Genomic DNA, 17,769 nt, shown 5'->3' with positions numbered 1-17,769 from the left:
ATGGCGTATTGCTGCCGCTAGGCGCTATCAGCATGATCTTCGTCATGTTGGTGCCGCTGCCCGGCTTGTTGCTGGATCTGTTGCTGGCGGTCTCAATTACGGCCAGCATCATCGTGTTCCTGACGGCTGTACAGGTGAGACGCGCGGTGGACTTCTCGGTCTTTCCGACGCTCCTGCTGTTGCTGACTCTGTTTCGCTTGTCGCTGAACCTGGCCTCCAGCCGCCGGATTCTGCTGCATGGCCACGAAGGTACGGGAGCCGCCGGAAACGTCATCGAGGCCTTTGGACAGTTCGTCGTTGGCGGCAACTACATCGTCGGCTTCGTCCTGTTCCTGGCTTTGATCGCTATCCAGTTCCTGGTGGTAAGCCACGGCGCGGTTCGTACTGCTGAGGTTACGGCCCGTTTCACTCTCGATGCCTTGCCGGGTAAGCAGATGGCGATCGATGCCGACATGAACGCCGGCCTGATCGACGAGCAGGGTGCTCGCAAACGCAGAGAGGCTATCGCTCGCGAGGCTGAGTTCTATGGCGCGATGGACGGCGCCGCGCGCTTCAATCAGCGCGACTCTATGGCGACCATCCTTATCACGGCGATCAATATCATTGCCGGTCTGTTGATCGGAACGCTGCAGCAGGGTGTGGATCTGATGACGGCGGTCAAGACCTACACCATCCTGACAGTAGGCGATGGCCTGGTCACCATGATCCCGTCGCTGTTGGTCAGTGTTGCCGGCGGCATGGTGCTGACGCGTGCCTCCTCGTCAGGTGCTTTGGATGCCGAGCTGGGATCGCAGTTGTTCACCAAGCGGAAGACGCTTTGGATCGCCTGTGGTGTTCTGGCGGCAATGGCTCTGATCCCTGGACTGCCGAAGCTGGCCTTTATCTTCATGGCGTTTGCCGTCGGTATGGTGGCGAAGAGCCTGCCCGCGGATGCTCCGGAGGTTGTCGAGGAGCTGGTGGAACAGAAGGCGGGCGCGGCTGCTGCATCGCAACAGGATGACTTGGCGTCGCTGTTGAAAGTCGATGAGCTGACGCTTGAGATCGGCTTCCAGTTGATCCCGTTTGTCGATGCGTCGAACGGAGGCCAGATGCTGAATCGCGTGCGCGCGTTGCGGCGGCACTTGGCCACGGAACTTGGCTTCGTCGTGCCTTCCGTTCACATCACGGATAACCTCCGGCTTCGTCCACGCGAATACGTCATCAGCCTGCGTGGCATTGAGATCGGTCGCTGGCAGACGGAAGGGAATTGCCTGCTGGCCGTTACCGCCGGTCCTGATCGCGAGGGACGCGCCAAGGCGCTACCGGGAATTGAGACCAAAGAACCGGCGTTCGGCGTCAACGCGAAGTGGATCGATCCTTCGCTGCAGGAGCGCGCTCTGGCCGCGGGCTGTTCGGTGGTCGATCAGACGACGGTCATCGGAACCCACCTTGGCGAGCTGATTCGCCGTCACGCTCATGAGCTGCTGAGCCGTGGCGAAGTGAAGCGCCTGATGGATGGTTTGACCGAGAGCCATCCCAAGCTGGTGGAAGAACTTGTGCCGAAATTAATGACTCTTGGCGAGGTCCAGAAAGTGCTGCAGCAACTGCTGCGTGAGCAGGTCTCGGTTCGCGATCTAGGCAGCATTCTGGAGGTCCTGGTGGAGGCTGCGGCGCACTCCAAGAACACGGTCCATCTGGTGGAGAGTGTGCGTCAGGCACTGGGCCGTGGCCTGGTGCATCCGTTGCTCGATACGGATGGAGCTTTGAAGGTTTTAACACTTGAGCGGTCCCTCGAGGACGAAATCATTGGAACCTTCGATCCCAGGGCACGCAGTAGTGAGGGACAGATGGTAGTTGGACAGGGAGATTTCCTCAGGAAGCTGGTGGAGTCTGTGAAGCGATTAACAGCAACGGGCTCAACTTCGGCACTTCCCGTGCTCTTATGTCCATCGCCGGCACGTTACCACGTACGTCGCTGGCTTGAACCGATACTTCCGAGGGTGACGGTACTTTCACCAGTCGAAATACCGGCGGAGGTAAGGGTGCAGAGCGTGGGTCAAATAGGGTAAGGAGCAGAAATGGCGAGGCTTGGAATGAAGGATTACGGAAGCGAAGTGGGGCTGGGGTCGGCACTGCTTGCTGAGGATGCCAGTAAAGCTGCGCGCGCCCTGGTTGCCAGCATGGATGGCAGCCAACTGATACCGAGCCGTGAGCAGGTGCTTATCGATCATCTGCCGACGGTTCGCTACATCGCGCGGCGTATCCATGAACGGTTGCCGCAGCATGTGGATCTGGAAGATTTGGTATCGGCCGGCGTGATCGGCCTGATGGATGCCTACGATAAGTTCGATCATGGCAAACGGGTGCAGTTCAAGAGCTATGCGCAGTTCCGCATTCGTGGTGCGATTCTTGACTCACTGCGGACTCTGGACTGGAGCCCCCGCGAGCTGCGCCGCAAAGGCCGTAGCGTCGAAGAGGCAATCCGCAAGCTGACGCAGGCACTCGGCCGCTCACCGGCGGAGCAGGAGATTGCCGCAGAGCTAGGCATGAGTCTTAATGACTACCAGATGCTGCTTGGCGAGCTGAAGGGGCTTGAGATCGGCAGCCTGCATGTCGAGAAGAACGAAGAGTCCGGAGATGAGGAACTGGCCTATGTCGCCAGCCCTGACGAAGACGGGCCGTTGTTCCGGGCGCTGAAAGGTGAACTGCGGCAGCGTTTGGCCGATGCGATTGAAGATCTTCCCGAGAAAGAACGTCTGGTGTTGACGCTGTACTACCACGAGGAGCTGACGATGAAAGAGATCGGTTTGACGCTCGGTGTTGTTGAATCGCGTGTCTCTCAGATTCACTCCTCGGCGGTGTTGAAGCTGCGCGCCAAGCTGGCGGACCTGGCGAATGCCAAGAACGGAGACGAGTCGAAGCGTCGCAGTGCGAGGGCGAAATAACGATGCCTGAGCTGCTGGAAGGGCTTCGGTTCGATGCCGTACTTCGGCTTGGATCGCGGGAATTGACACTTGGCGATGCCGTTCGCCTGCAATCGGGTGCTGGACTGAGGCTCGACCGCCAGATCGACGAGATGGTCGAACTGGTCGTGAGCGGACGGGTTGTGGCACGGGGCGAGATTGTGATCGTGAACGGTAATTACGCCTTCGAGGTTACGGAGGTCGCTCCGGAACAAACACGCAAGGAGAGCGTGGAATGGCCTACATCGATTCAGTAAAAGACAGTGTCATGTTGCAAACGCCGTCTATCGGCGGTAAGTCTATCCCCTCGAATGTCACCGAGACCGTGCTCTGCGGGAATCTGCAGTGCACTGGCGGGTGGTTGCAGCGCTGGAAAAACCGTACACGTCCGTACTTTGAAGGTCAGTGGGCGTGCAGCCGCAACTGCCTTTCTCAACTGGTAACCCAGTCGGTCCGCCGCGAGATCGGGTCAAGCATCGCAGGCGATGAATTCAGTCCGCACAACCACCGTATTCCATTGGGCCTGGTGCTGATGGCTCAGGGAATTATTACGCCTGTACAACTGCAGCAGGCACTGCAGCGCCAGCGGCAGCGTGGACATGGCCGCATCGGCGACTGCCTGATGGAAGCCGCAAATCTGAGTGAAGGGCAGATCACACGCGCGATGGGCGCACAGTGGAATTGCCCCATGCTGACCCTGGAAGGTTTTTCTCCGGAGCGGATGGCGCGTCTTGCACCGCAGGCCGTTCTGGAAGAGAGTGGCATGTTGCCGGTGCGTGTAGCTGGCGGCAAGGCTCTTTACCTGGCGTTCGATGCGGAGCTGAATCCAGCGGCTGCACTGGCGCTGGAGCAGATGACGGATCTTCATGTACACAGCGGGCTGTTGCCGTCATCGCAGTATCAGGCCGCACGCAAGCGGCTGACGGAGTGCAAAGGGATCACCACCAACGAAGAAACAGTCGAGGATCAGGACAGTCTCGTCAAGGCGATGGTTTCGGTCATTGAGAAGCAGCAGCCGGTCGCGTCACGGCTGGTGCGTGTAGGACGGTTGTACTGGATGCGTTTGTGGCTCGAAGGGCACGCCGTTTCATGCATTCCCGGTGAATCGGCGGAGGATGTTCTCGATTGTGTCTGGAGAATCTATCCTTAATAGAAGTAAAGAAGCCGAAAGGCAAAGATAAGACCGGGCTTAGAAAGCGTGCTTAGTGCTTTCTAAGCCCGATTTGTTTTTATCGGCACGCTGCGTGCACATCTTGAGAGTATGAGCAGCGGGATCTATGCCATCTATTCGGCGCTTCAGTCGCGTACCCAGGCCCTGGATACGGCGGCGAACAATCTCGCGAATGTGGGAGCGCATGGATTCCGGGCGCAGCGGGACTATTTCCGCTCTCTTATGGATGCCGCGGATACTCAAGGTCAGCCGGATGCCTCCCAGGTGGGTCGGGCAGTGAACAATTACAACCTGCTTGGCGGGAATCGCCTGGATACGGCGCAGGGGCAGATTGAGACGACCGGCAATCCATTGGATCTGGCGCTGCAGGGCAACGGCTATTTCGGTATTAAAACGGCACAGGGAACTCGCTATACGCGCGACGGTGGATTTCAACGCAGCGAAAACGGGACTCTGGTAACGCAGCATGGCGATGCGGTTCTCAATCAGAGCGGAGCGCCGATCACTCTGCCGAGCGGACAGGTTCATATTGCTGAGAACGGCATGATTTCAGTGAGCGGGCCTGAGGGCAGCGCCATCGTCGGCCAGATCGGAGTCTTTGACTTTGGTCCGGGGCAGCTCACCAATCAGGGAACCAATCTCTTTGCGGCAGCCGATGGCGCAACACCGCAGACTGGAACTGCAGTTGTGCGCCAGGGTGCTCTCGAAGGCTCGAATGAAGACGCCATTCACGGCACCATGGAGCTCATCCTGACGCAGCGGCAAACAGAAATGATGCAGAAGGCTTTGAGCATCTTCAACAGCTTCGACAAGACGGCAGGCGAAGACCTGGGACGGATATAGGAGTAAAGCGATGATACGGGCGTTATACACGGCAGCCAGCGGCATGAGCGCGCAGCAGATGAATCTGGATACGGTTGCCAACAATCTGGCTAACTCAGCGACGGCAGGATTCCGCCGCCGGCGTCTTCAGTTCGAAGACATGATCTATCAGAACGTCGTTACTCCTGGCAGTGCGCAGAGCACGCAGACGACCCAGGCCGGCCTGCAGATCGGTCTCGGAACCAAGCCGGTTGCGACCGAGGTCATCATGACCCAGGGCGACTTCAACCAGACCGGCAACAACCTCGATCTTGCTATCCAGGGACAGGGCTTCTTCCAGGTCACCCGCCCAGATGGCGCTATCGCTTACACGCGTGCCGGCAGCTTCCATCTGAACAATCAGGGACAGATGGTCACGGCGAACGGCGATCTTCTTACGCCGCAGATCACGATTCCTTCGAATGCAACGAACGTTCAGATCTCACAGTACGGCGTGGTGTCGGCAACGATTCCAGGACAGACACAGAGCTCGCAGCTCGGCACGCTTCAGCTTGCTACTTTTGCGAACCCGGGAGGCCTGAACTCGATCGGCGGCAACCTGTTTCTGCCCAGCACCTCATCGGGAACCGCGATTACAGATACGCCAGGTGGAACGACTGGCGTCGGCACGCTGCAACAGGGTTATCTCGAGAACTCGAACGTAGACGCGGTTGAGGAGTTTGTGCAGATGATCATGGCCCAGCGGGCTTATGAGAGTAACTCCAAGGTGGTTAAGACCGCCGACGATATGTACGGCCAAATCAATAACCTGGTGCGCTAATGCGGATTCTTCTGGTGGTAGGTCTAGCAACTGGAACAGTACTCGGGCAGGCAAAGTGCGCACGCACGCCGGAGCTTGCCGTCGTAGGAGTGGCTGCTGCTCCAGTAGAGCTGGGGGAGAGTGGCGGATACCGCGTGGAGGCCGTGAAGCACGATCTGGTTGGGCGTGGAAGCTGGGCCGTGGTGCGGTCTTGCTCGCACCCGGAATGGCCGGCCTACATGTTGCCGGCGCCGGTAGATGTAAAAGCGCAGACGCCTGTCACCAAGGTGGCGTCGCTAGAACTGGCAGTCCGCGCAGGGGAACGGGTTTTTGTGAGATCAAACTCGACCTCAAGCCGTATGCAGATGGCGGGCATCGCGGACCGCAGCGGCATGGTGGGAGATGTCATTCCGGTTTCGATGGCGGTATTTGGCAGTGAGGGCTCCGAACGTAGAGTCCAGGCGGTGATCAAAGGAAAAGGCGAGGTCGAACTGCGATGAATGCGATGAAGAATGAGTGGAAATATATCGCGTTAGTGATGCTGGTGCTTCTGTTGCTGGGAGTGGAGATCTCCATGGCACAGGGGAAGTCCAAAAAGCAGGATGTCGCGGCCAGCTCGCTGGATTCTTATCTGGCCCGCGTTCATGCTGAGGACGCCGGTTCGCAGACCTCGCCTGGCTCCATCTGGACCGAGAACGGCCGGATGGCGCGGATGGGCAGCGATATGCGCGCCCGGTTCCCACATGATTTGATCCAGGTGGTGGTTCAGGAGAGCGTGGTCGCAAGCACCGATGGCACCGTGAAGGGGGCGCGGACCTCGAATGCGAGCTCGCAGATTACGTCGCTGTTCAGCAAGTTGAGCGTAAGTTCCGCAGCCCAAAATCTGATCGGCCAGAATTCGGCGGCCGGGTTGAGTGGGCAGGGAAGCAGCGCCAACAACTCCAGCTTACTGACGACATTCGGTGGGCAAGTCGTCGAGGTGCTCCCGAACGGTATGCTCGTGATCGAAGCAGCACGCCAGGTCGAGTTCAGCCAGCAGACGCAGACGATTGTGCTGCGCGGCCTGGTTCGTCCGGAAGATATCTCGCAGCAGAATCAGGTACTGTCGACCGCCATTTCCAGCCTTGAGTTGCAGGTGCGCGGGAAAGGCATCGTGACCGACTACACCCGCCGTCCTAATGTGCTGGTCCGGTTGTTGCAGAAAGCGGTGATCTTCTAATGCGCGCTTTCGTCGTTTTGCTGCTTTTGCTGATCACCGGCGTTATGTTCGGCGCCGACGCCCGCCTGGCGCATGTGAAGGACATTGCGACCATTGAGGGGATTCGCGAAAACCAGCTTGTTGGGTATGGCATTGTCGTGGGTCTCCAGGGGACTGGAGACAGTCAGCAGACGGGGTTTCCGATGCAGACTTTGGCTGCGACGCTCTCCCGCATGGGTGTGAGCGTGCCGTCGAACGGAATCCGCGTGCAGAACCTGGCCGCGGTTTTCGTCTCGGCGTCGCTGCCGCCCTTCGCCCGGCCCGGAACCCGTATCGACGTGACGGTGGCGGCTGCGGGCGACGCTAAGAGTCTTGATGGTGGGATGTTGCTGATGACTCCGTTGTACGGCGCGGATGGCCGTATCTACGCACAGGCGCAGGGGTCGCTGGCGCTCGGCGGATATTCCGTCAGCGCGAATGGCAATACCAAGCAGACCAATCATCCGACGACGGCCAGAATTCCGACCGGAGCCATGGTGGAACGGGGAGTTCCGCTCGAACTTGCCGGTCGTCAGACCTTCTCTCTGCTGTTGAATGATGCTGATTTTCGCAGTGCGGAATCGATGGCGACTGCGGTGAATAAGGCACTTGGACGCTCGGCGGCACGAGCGATGGACAGCCGCCGCATCGAGCTCCAAGTCGGTCCCGGAGAGGATATTCCACAACTTCTGGCCCGCGTGGAGGCCGTGGAAGTGGCTCTGGCGCCAAGTGCCCGGGTCATTGTTAACGAACGTACTGGAACAGTCGTAATTGGCGGCCAGGTGGTGCTGCAGCCGGTTTCGATCCTGCACGGCGGTCTGAGCGTCAATGTGGTCTCAGAGTTCGAGGTCAGCCAGCCAAACGCGTTCGCGCAGGGAACAACGCAGGTGGTGCAGCAAACCAAGGTAGATGCAAAGGATAAGCCGGTCAACCGCATCGAGCTCAAGCAGGGCGCGACGGTGGAAGAACTGGTGAAGGATCTGCAGGCGATCGGGGCTACAGCTCGTGACGTGATCTCGATTCTGCAGGCAATGAAGGCGGCAGGAGCGTTAGAAGCTGAGATTGAGGTGCTGTGATGATGGTGACCTCGGTAGGCCCGTCCCTGGGCGATGCAACCGCAATACGGCAACAAAAACTCGAAAACGCAGCGAAGCAGTTTGAAGGTATGCTGATGAACGAGCTTTTGAAGCCGCTGCGGAACGAGGAAGACGGAGAGGGTCAGTTTGGCGATGCCCTGAAGTCCTACGGGACTGAAGCGCTGGCGACAGCGATGGCAAGCCGGGGTGGCCTTGGATTTGGTTCAAGAATGGTAGCGGCTGTCGAACAACGCGAAAAAGATTCTGTTACGAGCTCAAGTCTGGCCGCAACCGGCCGATAAGCCCGTCAAGGAGTGTTGTATGGCAAACGAAACGAGTGGCATTGGAAATCTCGGCAGCCTGGTAAATGGCCTCGGTATTGAGAAGACGAGTGGCGTGGCACGGAGCGCCAAGGCCGCGTCCGCAACAGAAGCCAAGAGCATCCAGCAGGATCAGACAACCCTTAGCCCCGCGGCGGGAGCACTCGCCCAGGCTGTCAATGGCGACGATACGCGCATGGAGAAAGTCGCCGCGCTGCAGAAGGCGATTGCCGACGGCAGCTATAACGTGCCATCGACCGCGGTAGCTGACAAGCTGATCTCGTCGATGCTCAAATAGGAGACTCATGTCTATCGGAAGCCTGGCTTCATTGATGTCGCTAGCCGGCTCGGCGTTGGATTCGACGCAGAAGGCGCTCAATGTAACCGCGCAGAATGTGGCTAACCAGAACACCGCTGGTTATACCCGACGCGTAGTGGCCTTTCAGGATTCCGTATCGGTCTCCGCTGTCAACGTCAGCGTGACCCAGCAGCGCGACCCCATCGTGGAGCAGCGCCTGGCGAACCAGACCCAGGTGGCGCAGGCGGCCAGCTCCAAGCTGTCAGCACTGAACGATCTCCAGAATGTCTTTCCGGTCAACAGCAGCGGAAGCACCGCGCTCGGAAGCGCTTTGGATGGCTTATGGACCTCGTTTGCCAGTCTTGAGGCCAATCCTTCGGATACTGCGACACGCCAGGCGGTATTATCCGCGGCCGGATCGTTCGCTTCGGCGATGAACTCAGCAGCGAGCCAACTGGACCAGCAGATCTCTGGGATCAATACTCAGATCGGCGGCATTGCTACAAACATTAATAGCCTGAGTAAGACGATCGCCGGTCTGAACCAGCAGATCCTTGAAGGCAGAGATACTGACGGCTCAATTAGTGAGCAGCGGCAGCAGGCTATCACCCAGCTCTCCAATTATCTCGGCGTTTCCGTCACCCCCAATACGGACAACGCTGCTGTAACCGTGACCGCGAGTAACGGTGCAGTTCTTGTCGGCGGCGCATCTTCGTATGCATTCGATACTTCCTCGACCTCTGGTCTTACCGGTGGACAGATCGGCGGAATGGTAGCCGTACGCGACGGAGCTTTGGCAACCGCCCGTACCGCGCTGGACCAGTTCGCTACGAGCGTAGCGAATGCCGTCAATACCCAGAATGCTGCGGGTGTGGATGCAAACGGCAGCGGCGGCGGACCGATCTTTTCGTCACCGTCGAGCGCTACAGGATTTGCGGCAAATATCAAGGTCGTGATGACCAGTCCATCAGGGATTGCTGCTGCGGCTTCGGGAGAAGGTTCAGGAGGCAGTGGAAACGCCTCTGCGTTGGCTGCGCTAAAGGATGCAAAGAACACCAATGGAGAGACCGGCGGAGACTTTCTTGCAGCAATGTTGTCCGAGATCGGTGCGCAGGCAAGCGCCGCCTCCACGGACAATACCGCTCAGAATGCGACGCTGACGCAGATCCAGTCACAGCGCGATGCGGTCTCCGGAGTGTCGCTGGACGAAGAGGCGGCCAATCTGACGATGTACCAGAGGGCTTATCAAGCCAATGCGCGTATCTTCGCGGTTGCGGACAAATTGATGGCGGAAGCGATCAACCTCGGACAGGACACGACGGTCTCCTAAGGACGGCATGACATGCGTATCGATCCCAATTTCATCACTGGCCTTACCGGTTCGCTGAACGCGATTTCAGCAACAGAACAGCGTTTGACGCAGCAGCTCTCGAGCGGATCGCGCGTGAATCAGTTGTCGGATGACTCTGTCGCCGTCAGCAGTGCAGCCCGCATGCAGTCAGAGCTTGCCCTCAACGACACGTTTATCAATACGGCGACCGGTCTCACCGGCCGCATGCAGACAGCCGACAGCGCCTTGAGCACAGTGGTGCAGCAGTTGACCCAGGCGATTTCGCTGTCGACGCAGGCAAACAACGGAACGCTGAATGCCGACGCGAAAGCCACCGTGGCGCAGCAGCTGCAGAACATCAAGTCCACGGTCCTTTCCATGGCGAACAGCTCTTTCCAGGGGCAATATCTCTTTGCCGGCAGCGCTACTGACGCTCCCGCATTTGCTTCGAATGGAACCTATTCCGGAGACAGCTCGATCCAGTACGTAACCACTCCGACAGGGCAGAAGATCGCCACCAATGTGCCGGGATCGAACATCTTCTCGCAGGCTCTCAGCGCTCTGGACGATGCTATTGCCGGCGCGACCTCCGGGGATACGACGGCGACAGGCAAGCTTGGGGCGGCATTGAATACAGTTACGGCGCAGCGCGCAGCTTTTGAGAACTCGCTGTCTGCCGTTCAGAGCGCCAGCGATACGGCCAGCCAGCGTAAGTCGGAGATTACGATTTCCCAGACAGAGCTGTTGAGTGCCGATCCGGCCCAGGTTGCTACAGATCTCAGCAATACCCAAACCCAGCAGAAGGCATTGCTGAGTGTGATTGCGTCCCTGGGCAAATCCAATCTCTTCGACTTCCTCTCATAGGGTGATGGCACGCCCACGCCCTATACTGACAGCGGAATGTTTGGTGGGCTGCTGTTTCTTTGGAATGCGACGAAGGGCCACAGGCTGAGGCCGTGGAACTCTCCTTACCTGCGCTGGCGTCTTGAAACCTATTCCGGGTTGAAGGCAGAGCAGATTACGGCATCGGATTTCTTCCGGTTTGCCTGGCGGGAGCGTGGGCAACTGATGCGTTTTTTGCGCTGGACCGGTGAAATTCGCGATCTGGCGGGGAAACGGGGCGGGGAATGAATCTGCCTCGCCGCGAGCTGTTGCGGTATGGTCTTCTCTCCGCCGCGGGCGCAGGTCTTGCTCCATTGATCGGTTGCGGGAAGAAGACGTCTGCTCCGGCTCCGAAACAGGCTCCCACCCGCGAGATTTCAGGACAGTGGTCTCTGCGCTCTGTCGCAGCAGAGCATCGTCTTTTGACAGGGTTCGCCGTGGATCCGAAACTGTTGCAGGACCCGCACTATGTAGCCGTAGTGCGTGAGCAGGCCAGCCTGATTGTTCCTGAAAATGCGATGAAGTGGGGCGCACTGCGGCCTGCACTTGGACAATATTCGTTCGAGCAGGCGGATGCATTGCTTACCTTTGCGGAGCAGAACCGGATTCGTCTGCGCGGGCATACGCTGTGCTGGCACCGGGCGCTGCCGTCGTGGGTCGAGGCGATCGATTCCGCGCAGGAGGCCCGCCGGCAATTGACCGAACACATTCAGACAGTTACAGGCCGATATGCGGGGAGAATGCACTCCTGGGACGTTGTGAATGAGGCCGTCGAGGTAAAGGACAATCGCCCGGATGGCCTGCGGAACTCGTTCTGGCTTCGAATGGTGGGGCCGGACTATATCGAAGTGGCTTTTCAGGCGGCACGTGCGGCAGATCCTGCGGCGCTTCTGAGTTATAACGACTACGGCATCGAGAGCGAGACTTACGACGCGGAGCAGAAGCGCAGTGCGGTGTTGCTCTTATTGCGGCGGCTGAAGGCGAGACGTGTGCCTCTCGATGCGGTCGGGATTCAGTGCCATATTTCAGCCCGGCCGATGTACAGCTATGGTCCGGGTCTGCAGCGATTTATGGAGCGGGTGCGTGAGATGGGGCTCCAGATCTTCCTGAGTGAGATGGACGTCAATGATCGGGAGGTGGACCGGACTCCTGGGAGGCAGGATGTGGAGGTCGCCCAGACCTACAGCCGTTTTCTGGCGATGGCGCTGGAAGAGCGGGCTGTCACGGCGGTCCTGTTCTGGGGTGTCGATGACGGCCAGAGCTGGTTGCGGTATGAAAATGGACGTGACGACCAGACCCGTCCGCTGCTCTTCGACCAGAACCTTCGCCCGAAGGAGGCGTTTTATGCGGCAAGAGCAGCCATGGAAACGCGTTCGACGCCGTCAAAGACAGGTCTGTAGGCTAAAGGGCCAGGTCTGTAGGCTAAAGGTGACAAAAATGGTATCCTACACAGGACACTAGACGAGTGAATTTAAGAGAAGAGAAGTAGAGGAGCAACGTAATCCCGTGTTAGCACCTGCCAAGAAGACAGAAATTATCACCAAATTCCGCACGCATGATTCGGATACTGGTAGCCCCGAGGTCCAGATTGCGATTCTGAGCGAGCGGATCGGCGAGCTGACGGAGCACTTCAAGACCCATAAGAAGGACCATGGCTCCCGTCGCGGCCTGCTGATGCTGGTCAGCAAGCGCCGTCGCCTGCTGGACTACCTCAAGAAGAACGACTCTGACCGCTACCGCGAAGTGATCGGCAAGCTGGGCATCCGTAAGTAAGCGGATTCAACATCTGCTTCCGGTTGAGCTTTACGCGGCACGAGTAACTATGCCCACGCGCACGAAGTTTCCATATACGGCTGCGGGGTCCGCTATGCGGGCTTCAGCAGCCGTTTATGCTTTTCCGCCCCTCCGGAGCGCGCGGTAATGACAGGCGCGATGGTAGCTGAACAGCCAGGCGCGCCTCTGTCAGGGCACCCCCAACCCAAGTTTTTCGCATTGCATGGCCTGTGCCTGAGGTCCGCCATGTCTTTGCATTCGTGTGTCTGACAGACGCACAACACCAGGTTTCGAGACGAAGACAGAAGAGAAAGAAAGAGAGAACACTAGATGAAACAGGAAGTGACTGTTGAGCTTGCCGGTGGCAAGCGGATTACATTTGAGACGGGACGGATCGCGAAGCAGGCCTCTGGCGCTGCGCTGACGACCAGCGGCGATACCGTAGTCCTCGGCACGGCTGTTGCCAGCCCGGAGCCTAAGGAAGGTATCGATTTCTTCCCGCTTACCGTGGAGTATCGCGAGTTTACGTATGCCGGCGGACGTATCCCCGGCGGCTTCATCAAGCGTGAGGGACGCCCTTCGGAGAAGGAGATTCTGACCGCACGGCAGATCGATCGTCCGATTCGCCCGCTGTTCCCGGAGGGCTTCCGCAATGAGACGCAGGTCGTCGGATTCGTTTATTCCGCGGACAAGGAAAACGATCCTGACGTCGTCGCCATCAATGCTGCATCCTGCGCCCTGGCGCTGTCGGACATCCCGTTTTCCGGTCCGGTCGGCGCAGTCCGCGTCGGTCTGATCGACGACCAGTTTGTCGTCAACCCGACCTATGAAGAGAAGGAAAAGAGCCTTCTCAACATCATGGTTGTCGGTACCAAGGACGGCATTGTGATGATCGAGTCCGGAGCCAAGGAAGTTGCCGAGGATAAGGTTGTCGACGCGATTGAGTTCGGTCATGGCGAGATCAAGAAGATCGTTGCAGTGATCGAGGAACTCGTGCAGAAGGCCGGCAAGACCAAGCGCGCTGTTGCCGCCGTCGAGAAGGACGAGGCCTATTACAACGAGCTGAAGTCCAGGGTGGGAGACCGCCTGAAGGATGCACTCGACACGCAGAAGTACGCGAAGATCGACAGCTATGCCAAGGTCAAGGAGATCAAGGACGAGCTGAAGGCCGCTCTGCCGGCTGATGAGCCCGATGCTCCGAAGAAGCTTTCGAAGTACTACGAGCTGCTGCGCGAAAACACCTTCCGCGAGCAGGTGCTCGATGAGCGTATCCGTCCTGATCGCCGTGCCTTCGACCAGATCCGCCAGATCGACATCGAGGTTGGCGTTCTTCCCCGTACCCACGGTTCAGCGTTGTTCACCCGTGGTGAGACGCAGGCGCTGGTGACGGCCACTCTCGGTACCGGCGACGATGCGCAGCGCCTCGAGACCTACACCGGCGAGCAGAAGAAGACCTTCATGCTCCACTACAACTTCCCGCCGTTTTCGGTCGGCGAAGTGGGCCGTATGTCGGGCGTTGGCCGCCGCGAGATCGGTCACGGAGCCCTGGCGTCGCGCGCCATCGAAGCGGTTCTGCCTTCCGAGGCCGAGTCGCCCTATGTGCTGCGTGTCGTCTCGGACATCCTGGAGTCGAATGGTTCGTCCTCCATGGCAACGGTCTGCGGTGCATCTCTCGCGCTGATGCACGCCGGCATCAAGCTGAAGGCCGCTGTCGCGGGTATCGCGATGGGTCTGGTGAAGGAAGGCGATAAGTACGCCGTGCTGACCGATATCGCTGGTGCGGAAGACCACTACGGTGACATGGACTTCAAGGTGGCTGGTACCCGCAACGGTATCACCGCTCTCCAGATGGACATCAAGATCATGGGCATCACCGCGCAGATCATGCGTGAGGCCCTGGAGCAGGCACGCGTCGCTCGTCTCTTCCTGCTGGACAAGATGGACGCCGTTATTGCTGCTCCGAGCGAGAAGCCTTCGGCTTACGCTCCGCGTATCCACACCATGCAGATTCCGACCGACAAGATCCGCGATCTGATCGGACCGGGCGGCAAGGTGATCCGCGGCATCATCGATGCAACGGGAGTGAAGATCGACGTCGACGATTCCGGCCGCGTCAATGTAGCCTCCTCGGACGCCGATGGACTGGAGCGCGCGATCCAGATGATCAGCGACCTTACTGCTGTGCCCGAGGTTGGCAAGACCTATCTGGGCAAGGTCGTCCGTCTGGCGGAGTTCGGCGCGTTCGTCGAGATCTTCCCCGGCACCGATGGCCTGCTGCACGTCTCCGAGATCGCAGAGCACCGTGTGAAGGACGTGAAAGACGAGCTGCGTGAAGGCGATCAGGTCCTGGTCAAGGTCCTGGGCATTGAAGGCAACCGCATCAAGCTCTCCCGCAAGGCTGTTCTTCGCGAACAGCGTGAGAAGCTCGGTCTGCCTCCGGTCGCTGCGCCGCAGGAAGGTGGTAAGAGCGCGCAGGAAGGTGGCAAGAGCGACCGTGGCCCACGTGCTCCGCGTCCCGAGCGTCAGCCGTCGAATGCACCCACCATCACTATCGAGGGTGGCGACGATTTCGAAGAGGATGATGAGGAAGGCGACGATGACTTCGATGGAGAAGGCGAGAACGAGGGCGGTGATGAGAACTTCAACCGCTCTGATGTTCCCGGAGGCTTCGTTCAGGGTGGCGGACAGGGACAGCCAAAGCGTGATGGTGGCCGTGGCCGTCGTCGCCGTCGCGGCGGACGCCGTCCCGGTGGACAGGGTGGCGGACAGCAGGGTGGCGGCAATCGCCCTGCCTAAGGCATAACGAAACGAAACCGGACTGCTACGGCAGTCCGGTTTCGTTTTAAGCCATGCGTCGTGAGAGCAAGATGAGGCCTGCGGAAGACGTCAGCAGAAGAAGAACCCCGCCGGCAAAGCGGACCGTCATTTGTTGGTGAAGAGCGACCCAACTGGTCAGGATCGTGATGGCCATGGGCAAAAGATAGCGTGTGCCCAACGCCTCCGGACGTACCTGCGGCAGTAGCCAGAGAAGCAGGAACAGCGCCGGCAGATCGATACAGGCGATCCAAAGCAACTCAGGCAGCGAAAGGGAGATTGGTCCCCGTGCGATGGTTGCGATCCAAAGAATGACGGCAGCGCTCAACAGGCCGGTAGTTCTGAAGCCCGCTGCAGCCGGCGCCAGGACTGAAGCGACGGCTGCGCTGGTAATGCCGGTAAGAAGGAGCAGCCAGTGAAGTCCCTCGGAGGGAGACGCAGGGACTTGGAATGGAAGGATGAGTAATGTTCCAGCGACACCGGCCAGGGCGGCGATTAACATCTCCTGCCGCAGACCGGTAGATCGTGCCCCGCATACAACCACGATCAGGACGGGCGTGAGAGTCCAGAGTGCGGCACTGGTGTAACCGGAGAGATGGGCGGCTTGCTGTAGCAGCAAGGGAACCGCAAAAAGTCCCAACGCAGAGAGGATGCCGCGTCGGCTGCTGCAGCGTTCCGGAGGAAAAAGAGCATACAGAAGCGCAGCGAGAGTACAGGTGATTGCTGCACGTAATGTAGATGGCGTAGCGGGTAGTACCAGGAGCTCACGCAGCCACTCCATGCCCCAGAGGAAGCACAGCAGCAGAAGCGCCGAGATCTGCCGCATCAGCGCCAACTGACAGCAAGATGCCAGCGGTGGCCGCGCACGGCTGCTTTCAGCAGTACGGTCTCGTACTCTTCCAGTTCAGCGATCACGATCGACGTCTCAGAGCCAAGAAGCTGCGGTTCTTTGCGCAGGTCATCAAGCAGCGTCTGCACGGTCAGCAAGCCGTCCGCCGGTGCATACCATTGGGGTGGAGGCATACGTCTCAGAAGCTCGGGATTGCCGGCGCCCTCTTCAATCAACAGCGCCATGGAGTTCTCGTCGGCTGAGAAGAACTCGATCAGGGGCTTTACATTCAGGCGGAGCGCCAGCTTTTCGATGGCATCCTCGTGACGGGCCAGGGCCCGCCCATTCACAAAGATGTCGTAGCCGGGGTCCTCTCCTTCCACGACGATATACATGCTCGCAGCCATTGCACCATCAGTGTAGCGCTGACGGCTGGAGTTTGATGACACACCCTCGGATCGAGCTGAACTTTTTCTCTTCTATAGTGGTGTGCATGACGATTCTGGAAAACGAACATGTAGAACTCTCCACGCCCACCGGTCCGATGCGGGTACATATCTTCCGTCCGGCCGGAGAGGGCAAGTATCCTGGCGTTCTCTTCTACACGGAGATCTTCCAGGTAACAGGTCCCATTCGCCGTACCGCAGCCATGATTGCCGGACATGGGTATATCGTCGCTATTCCGGAGATCTATCACGAGTTTGAGAGCGCAGGGACGGTGCTGGGTTATGACCAGGCGGGAAGCGATCGAGGCAATGCACTGAAGACTACGAAGACGCTGGCAGGCTATGACGGAGATGCGCGTGCGGTGCTAGACCATCTGAAGCAGCGTCCGGACTGTACCGGACGGCTTGGCGTCATGGGCATCTGCATTGGCGGTCACCTTGCGTTTCGCGCGGCGATGAATCCGGACGTGCTGGCAACCGTCTGTTTCTACGGAACCGATATTCATAAGGGATCGCTGAGCGTAAGCGGAGATGATTCTCTGGCACGTGCGTCTGAGATCAAAGGCGAGCTCTTGATGATCTGGGGACGGCAGGATCCCCACGTTCCACTCGAAGGCCGGAGAAAGATTCTTGCGCGCCTGGATGAGCTGAACCTGAACTTTACCTGGCACGAAGTGAATGGGGCGCATGCCTTCCTTCGGGACGAGGGGCCTCGCTATGATCCCGCTCTTGCACGCTGGGGTTACGGGATGGCGCTTGAGCTTTTCCATCGCCGTGTAGCCGTGGGCGGTTAACGCAGCCGGAACGAGTGCTTCATGCATGAGGCGGTTCGAGTGCAGCTTGAACCGCCTTTTTGTTTGTCATTTCGCAGCGACCAAAGGGAGCGGAGAAATCCGCTTTTCTGCCGATATCTGTTGACCGAAAAGCAGGTCCTTCGCTAATCACCCCAGCAAACAAGTTCGCTGGGGATCCCGAGCGTTCCAGGATGACAAGCGTTTTGAGCTGCCCACGAAGCTCAAACGTTATTCAA

At 58.8% G+C, this 17,769-nt stretch carries 19 protein-coding genes; 17 read left to right on the top strand and 2 right to left on the bottom strand.

Features of this window, described 5'->3' with window-relative positions:
* The first annotated feature begins 32 nt into the window (after positions 1–32).
* From FTW19_RS15860 to pnp, 16 genes are all read left to right on the top strand, one after another.
* Positions 33–2,048: a flagellar biosynthesis protein FlhA gene (locus FTW19_RS15860; protein WP_246153760.1), complete on the top strand. Its 2,016-nt coding sequence runs from the start codon at positions 33–35 to the stop codon at positions 2,046–2,048.
* Positions 2,049–2,057: 9 nt separating this feature from the next.
* Positions 2,058–2,924 carry a sigma-70 family RNA polymerase sigma factor gene (locus FTW19_RS15855; protein WP_147648529.1) on the top strand — a complete coding sequence of 289 codons (867 nt, stop codon included), beginning with the start codon at positions 2,058–2,060 and terminating at the stop codon, positions 2,922–2,924.
* A 2-nt stretch (positions 2,925–2,926) separates the two neighbouring features.
* Complete coding sequence (locus FTW19_RS15850) at positions 2,927–3,199, top strand: FliM/FliN family flagellar motor switch protein (protein WP_147648528.1); 273 nt, start codon at positions 2,927–2,929, stop codon at positions 3,197–3,199.
* Positions 3,178–4,092 (top strand): hypothetical protein, encoded by a 915-nt coding sequence (locus FTW19_RS15845; RefSeq protein WP_147648527.1) that lies wholly within the window; start codon positions 3,178–3,180, stop codon positions 4,090–4,092. The genes FTW19_RS15850 and FTW19_RS15845 overlap by 22 nt, the downstream gene beginning before the upstream one ends.
* Before the next feature lie 111 nt (positions 4,093–4,203).
* Positions 4,204–4,956, top strand: coding sequence for a flagellar hook-basal body protein (locus tag FTW19_RS15840; protein WP_147648526.1), 753 nt, complete (start codon positions 4,204–4,206; stop codon positions 4,954–4,956).
* A gap of 10 nt (positions 4,957–4,966) precedes the next feature.
* Complete coding sequence (gene flgG / locus FTW19_RS15835; protein ID WP_147648525.1) at positions 4,967–5,755, top strand: flagellar basal-body rod protein FlgG; 789 nt, start codon at positions 4,967–4,969, stop codon at positions 5,753–5,755.
* On the top strand, positions 5,755–6,234 hold the full coding sequence (locus FTW19_RS15830) for a flagella basal body P-ring formation protein FlgA (RefSeq protein ID WP_147648524.1): 480 nt from the start codon (positions 5,755–5,757) through the stop codon (positions 6,232–6,234). Before flgG ends, FTW19_RS15830 begins: the two co-directional genes overlap by 1 nt.
* Complete coding sequence (locus tag FTW19_RS15825; protein ID WP_147648523.1) at positions 6,231–6,953, top strand: flagellar basal body L-ring protein FlgH; 723 nt, start codon at positions 6,231–6,233, stop codon at positions 6,951–6,953. The genes FTW19_RS15830 and FTW19_RS15825 overlap by 4 nt, the downstream gene beginning before the upstream one ends.
* Before the next feature lie 44 nt (positions 6,954–6,997).
* Positions 6,998–8,047, top strand: a complete 1,050-nt coding sequence (locus FTW19_RS15820; protein ID WP_246153759.1) for a flagellar basal body P-ring protein FlgI — start codon at positions 6,998–7,000, stop codon at positions 8,045–8,047.
* Positions 8,047–8,349 carry a hypothetical protein gene (locus FTW19_RS15815; RefSeq protein ID WP_147648521.1) on the top strand — a complete coding sequence of 101 codons (303 nt, stop codon included), beginning with the start codon at positions 8,047–8,049 and terminating at the stop codon, positions 8,347–8,349. Before FTW19_RS15820 ends, FTW19_RS15815 begins: the two co-directional genes overlap by 1 nt.
* Positions 8,350–8,368: 19 nt before the next feature.
* Complete coding sequence (gene flgM / locus FTW19_RS15810; protein WP_147648520.1) at positions 8,369–8,665, top strand: flagellar biosynthesis anti-sigma factor FlgM; 297 nt, start codon at positions 8,369–8,371, stop codon at positions 8,663–8,665.
* Between the two features lie 7 nt (positions 8,666–8,672).
* Complete coding sequence (gene flgK, locus FTW19_RS15805; protein WP_147648519.1) at positions 8,673–9,995, top strand: flagellar hook-associated protein FlgK; 1,323 nt, start codon at positions 8,673–8,675, stop codon at positions 9,993–9,995.
* A gap of 12 nt (positions 9,996–10,007) precedes the next feature.
* Positions 10,008–10,859, top strand: a complete 852-nt coding sequence (locus FTW19_RS15800) for a flagellar hook-associated protein 3 (protein WP_147648518.1) — start codon at positions 10,008–10,010, stop codon at positions 10,857–10,859.
* Between the two features lie 263 nt (positions 10,860–11,122).
* Positions 11,123–12,277, top strand: a complete 1,155-nt coding sequence (locus FTW19_RS15790; protein WP_147648516.1) for an endo-1,4-beta-xylanase — start codon at positions 11,123–11,125, stop codon at positions 12,275–12,277.
* A 106-nt stretch (positions 12,278–12,383) separates the two neighbouring features.
* Positions 12,384–12,650: a 30S ribosomal protein S15 gene (rpsO, locus tag FTW19_RS15785; RefSeq protein ID WP_147648515.1), complete on the top strand. Its 267-nt coding sequence runs from the start codon at positions 12,384–12,386 to the stop codon at positions 12,648–12,650.
* Positions 12,651–12,980: 330 nt separating this feature from the next.
* Positions 12,981–15,446: a polyribonucleotide nucleotidyltransferase gene (gene pnp, locus FTW19_RS15780; RefSeq protein ID WP_147648514.1), complete on the top strand. Its 2,466-nt coding sequence runs from the start codon at positions 12,981–12,983 to the stop codon at positions 15,444–15,446.
* Positions 15,447–15,492: 46 nt separating this feature from the next.
* Here the strand turns inward: pnp and FTW19_RS15775 are convergent, their stop codons facing one another.
* A complete protein-coding gene (locus FTW19_RS15775; RefSeq protein WP_147648513.1) occupies positions 15,493–16,290 on the bottom strand; it encodes a hypothetical protein in 798 nt (265 codons plus the stop codon).
* Entirely contained in the window at positions 16,290–16,700 is a 411-nt protein-coding gene (locus FTW19_RS15770) for a hypothetical protein (RefSeq protein WP_147648512.1), read from the bottom strand. The genes FTW19_RS15775 and FTW19_RS15770 overlap by 1 nt, the downstream gene beginning before the upstream one ends.
* Before the next feature lie 35 nt (positions 16,701–16,735).
* On the opposite strand from FTW19_RS15770, the gene FTW19_RS15765 reads away from it, so the two are divergent.
* Positions 16,736–17,533 carry a dienelactone hydrolase family protein gene (locus tag FTW19_RS15765; protein WP_246153339.1) on the top strand — a complete coding sequence of 266 codons (798 nt, stop codon included), beginning with the start codon at positions 16,736–16,738 and terminating at the stop codon, positions 17,531–17,533.
* Positions 17,534–17,769 lie beyond the last annotated feature (236 nt).

It is taken from the genome of Terriglobus albidus (assembly GCF_008000815.1).
Lineage (GTDB): Bacteria > Acidobacteriota > Terriglobia > Terriglobales > Acidobacteriaceae > Terriglobus > Terriglobus albidus_A.
Note: the sequence above shows the minus strand (reverse complement) of the source record. Positions and strands in the feature narration are given on the sequence as shown.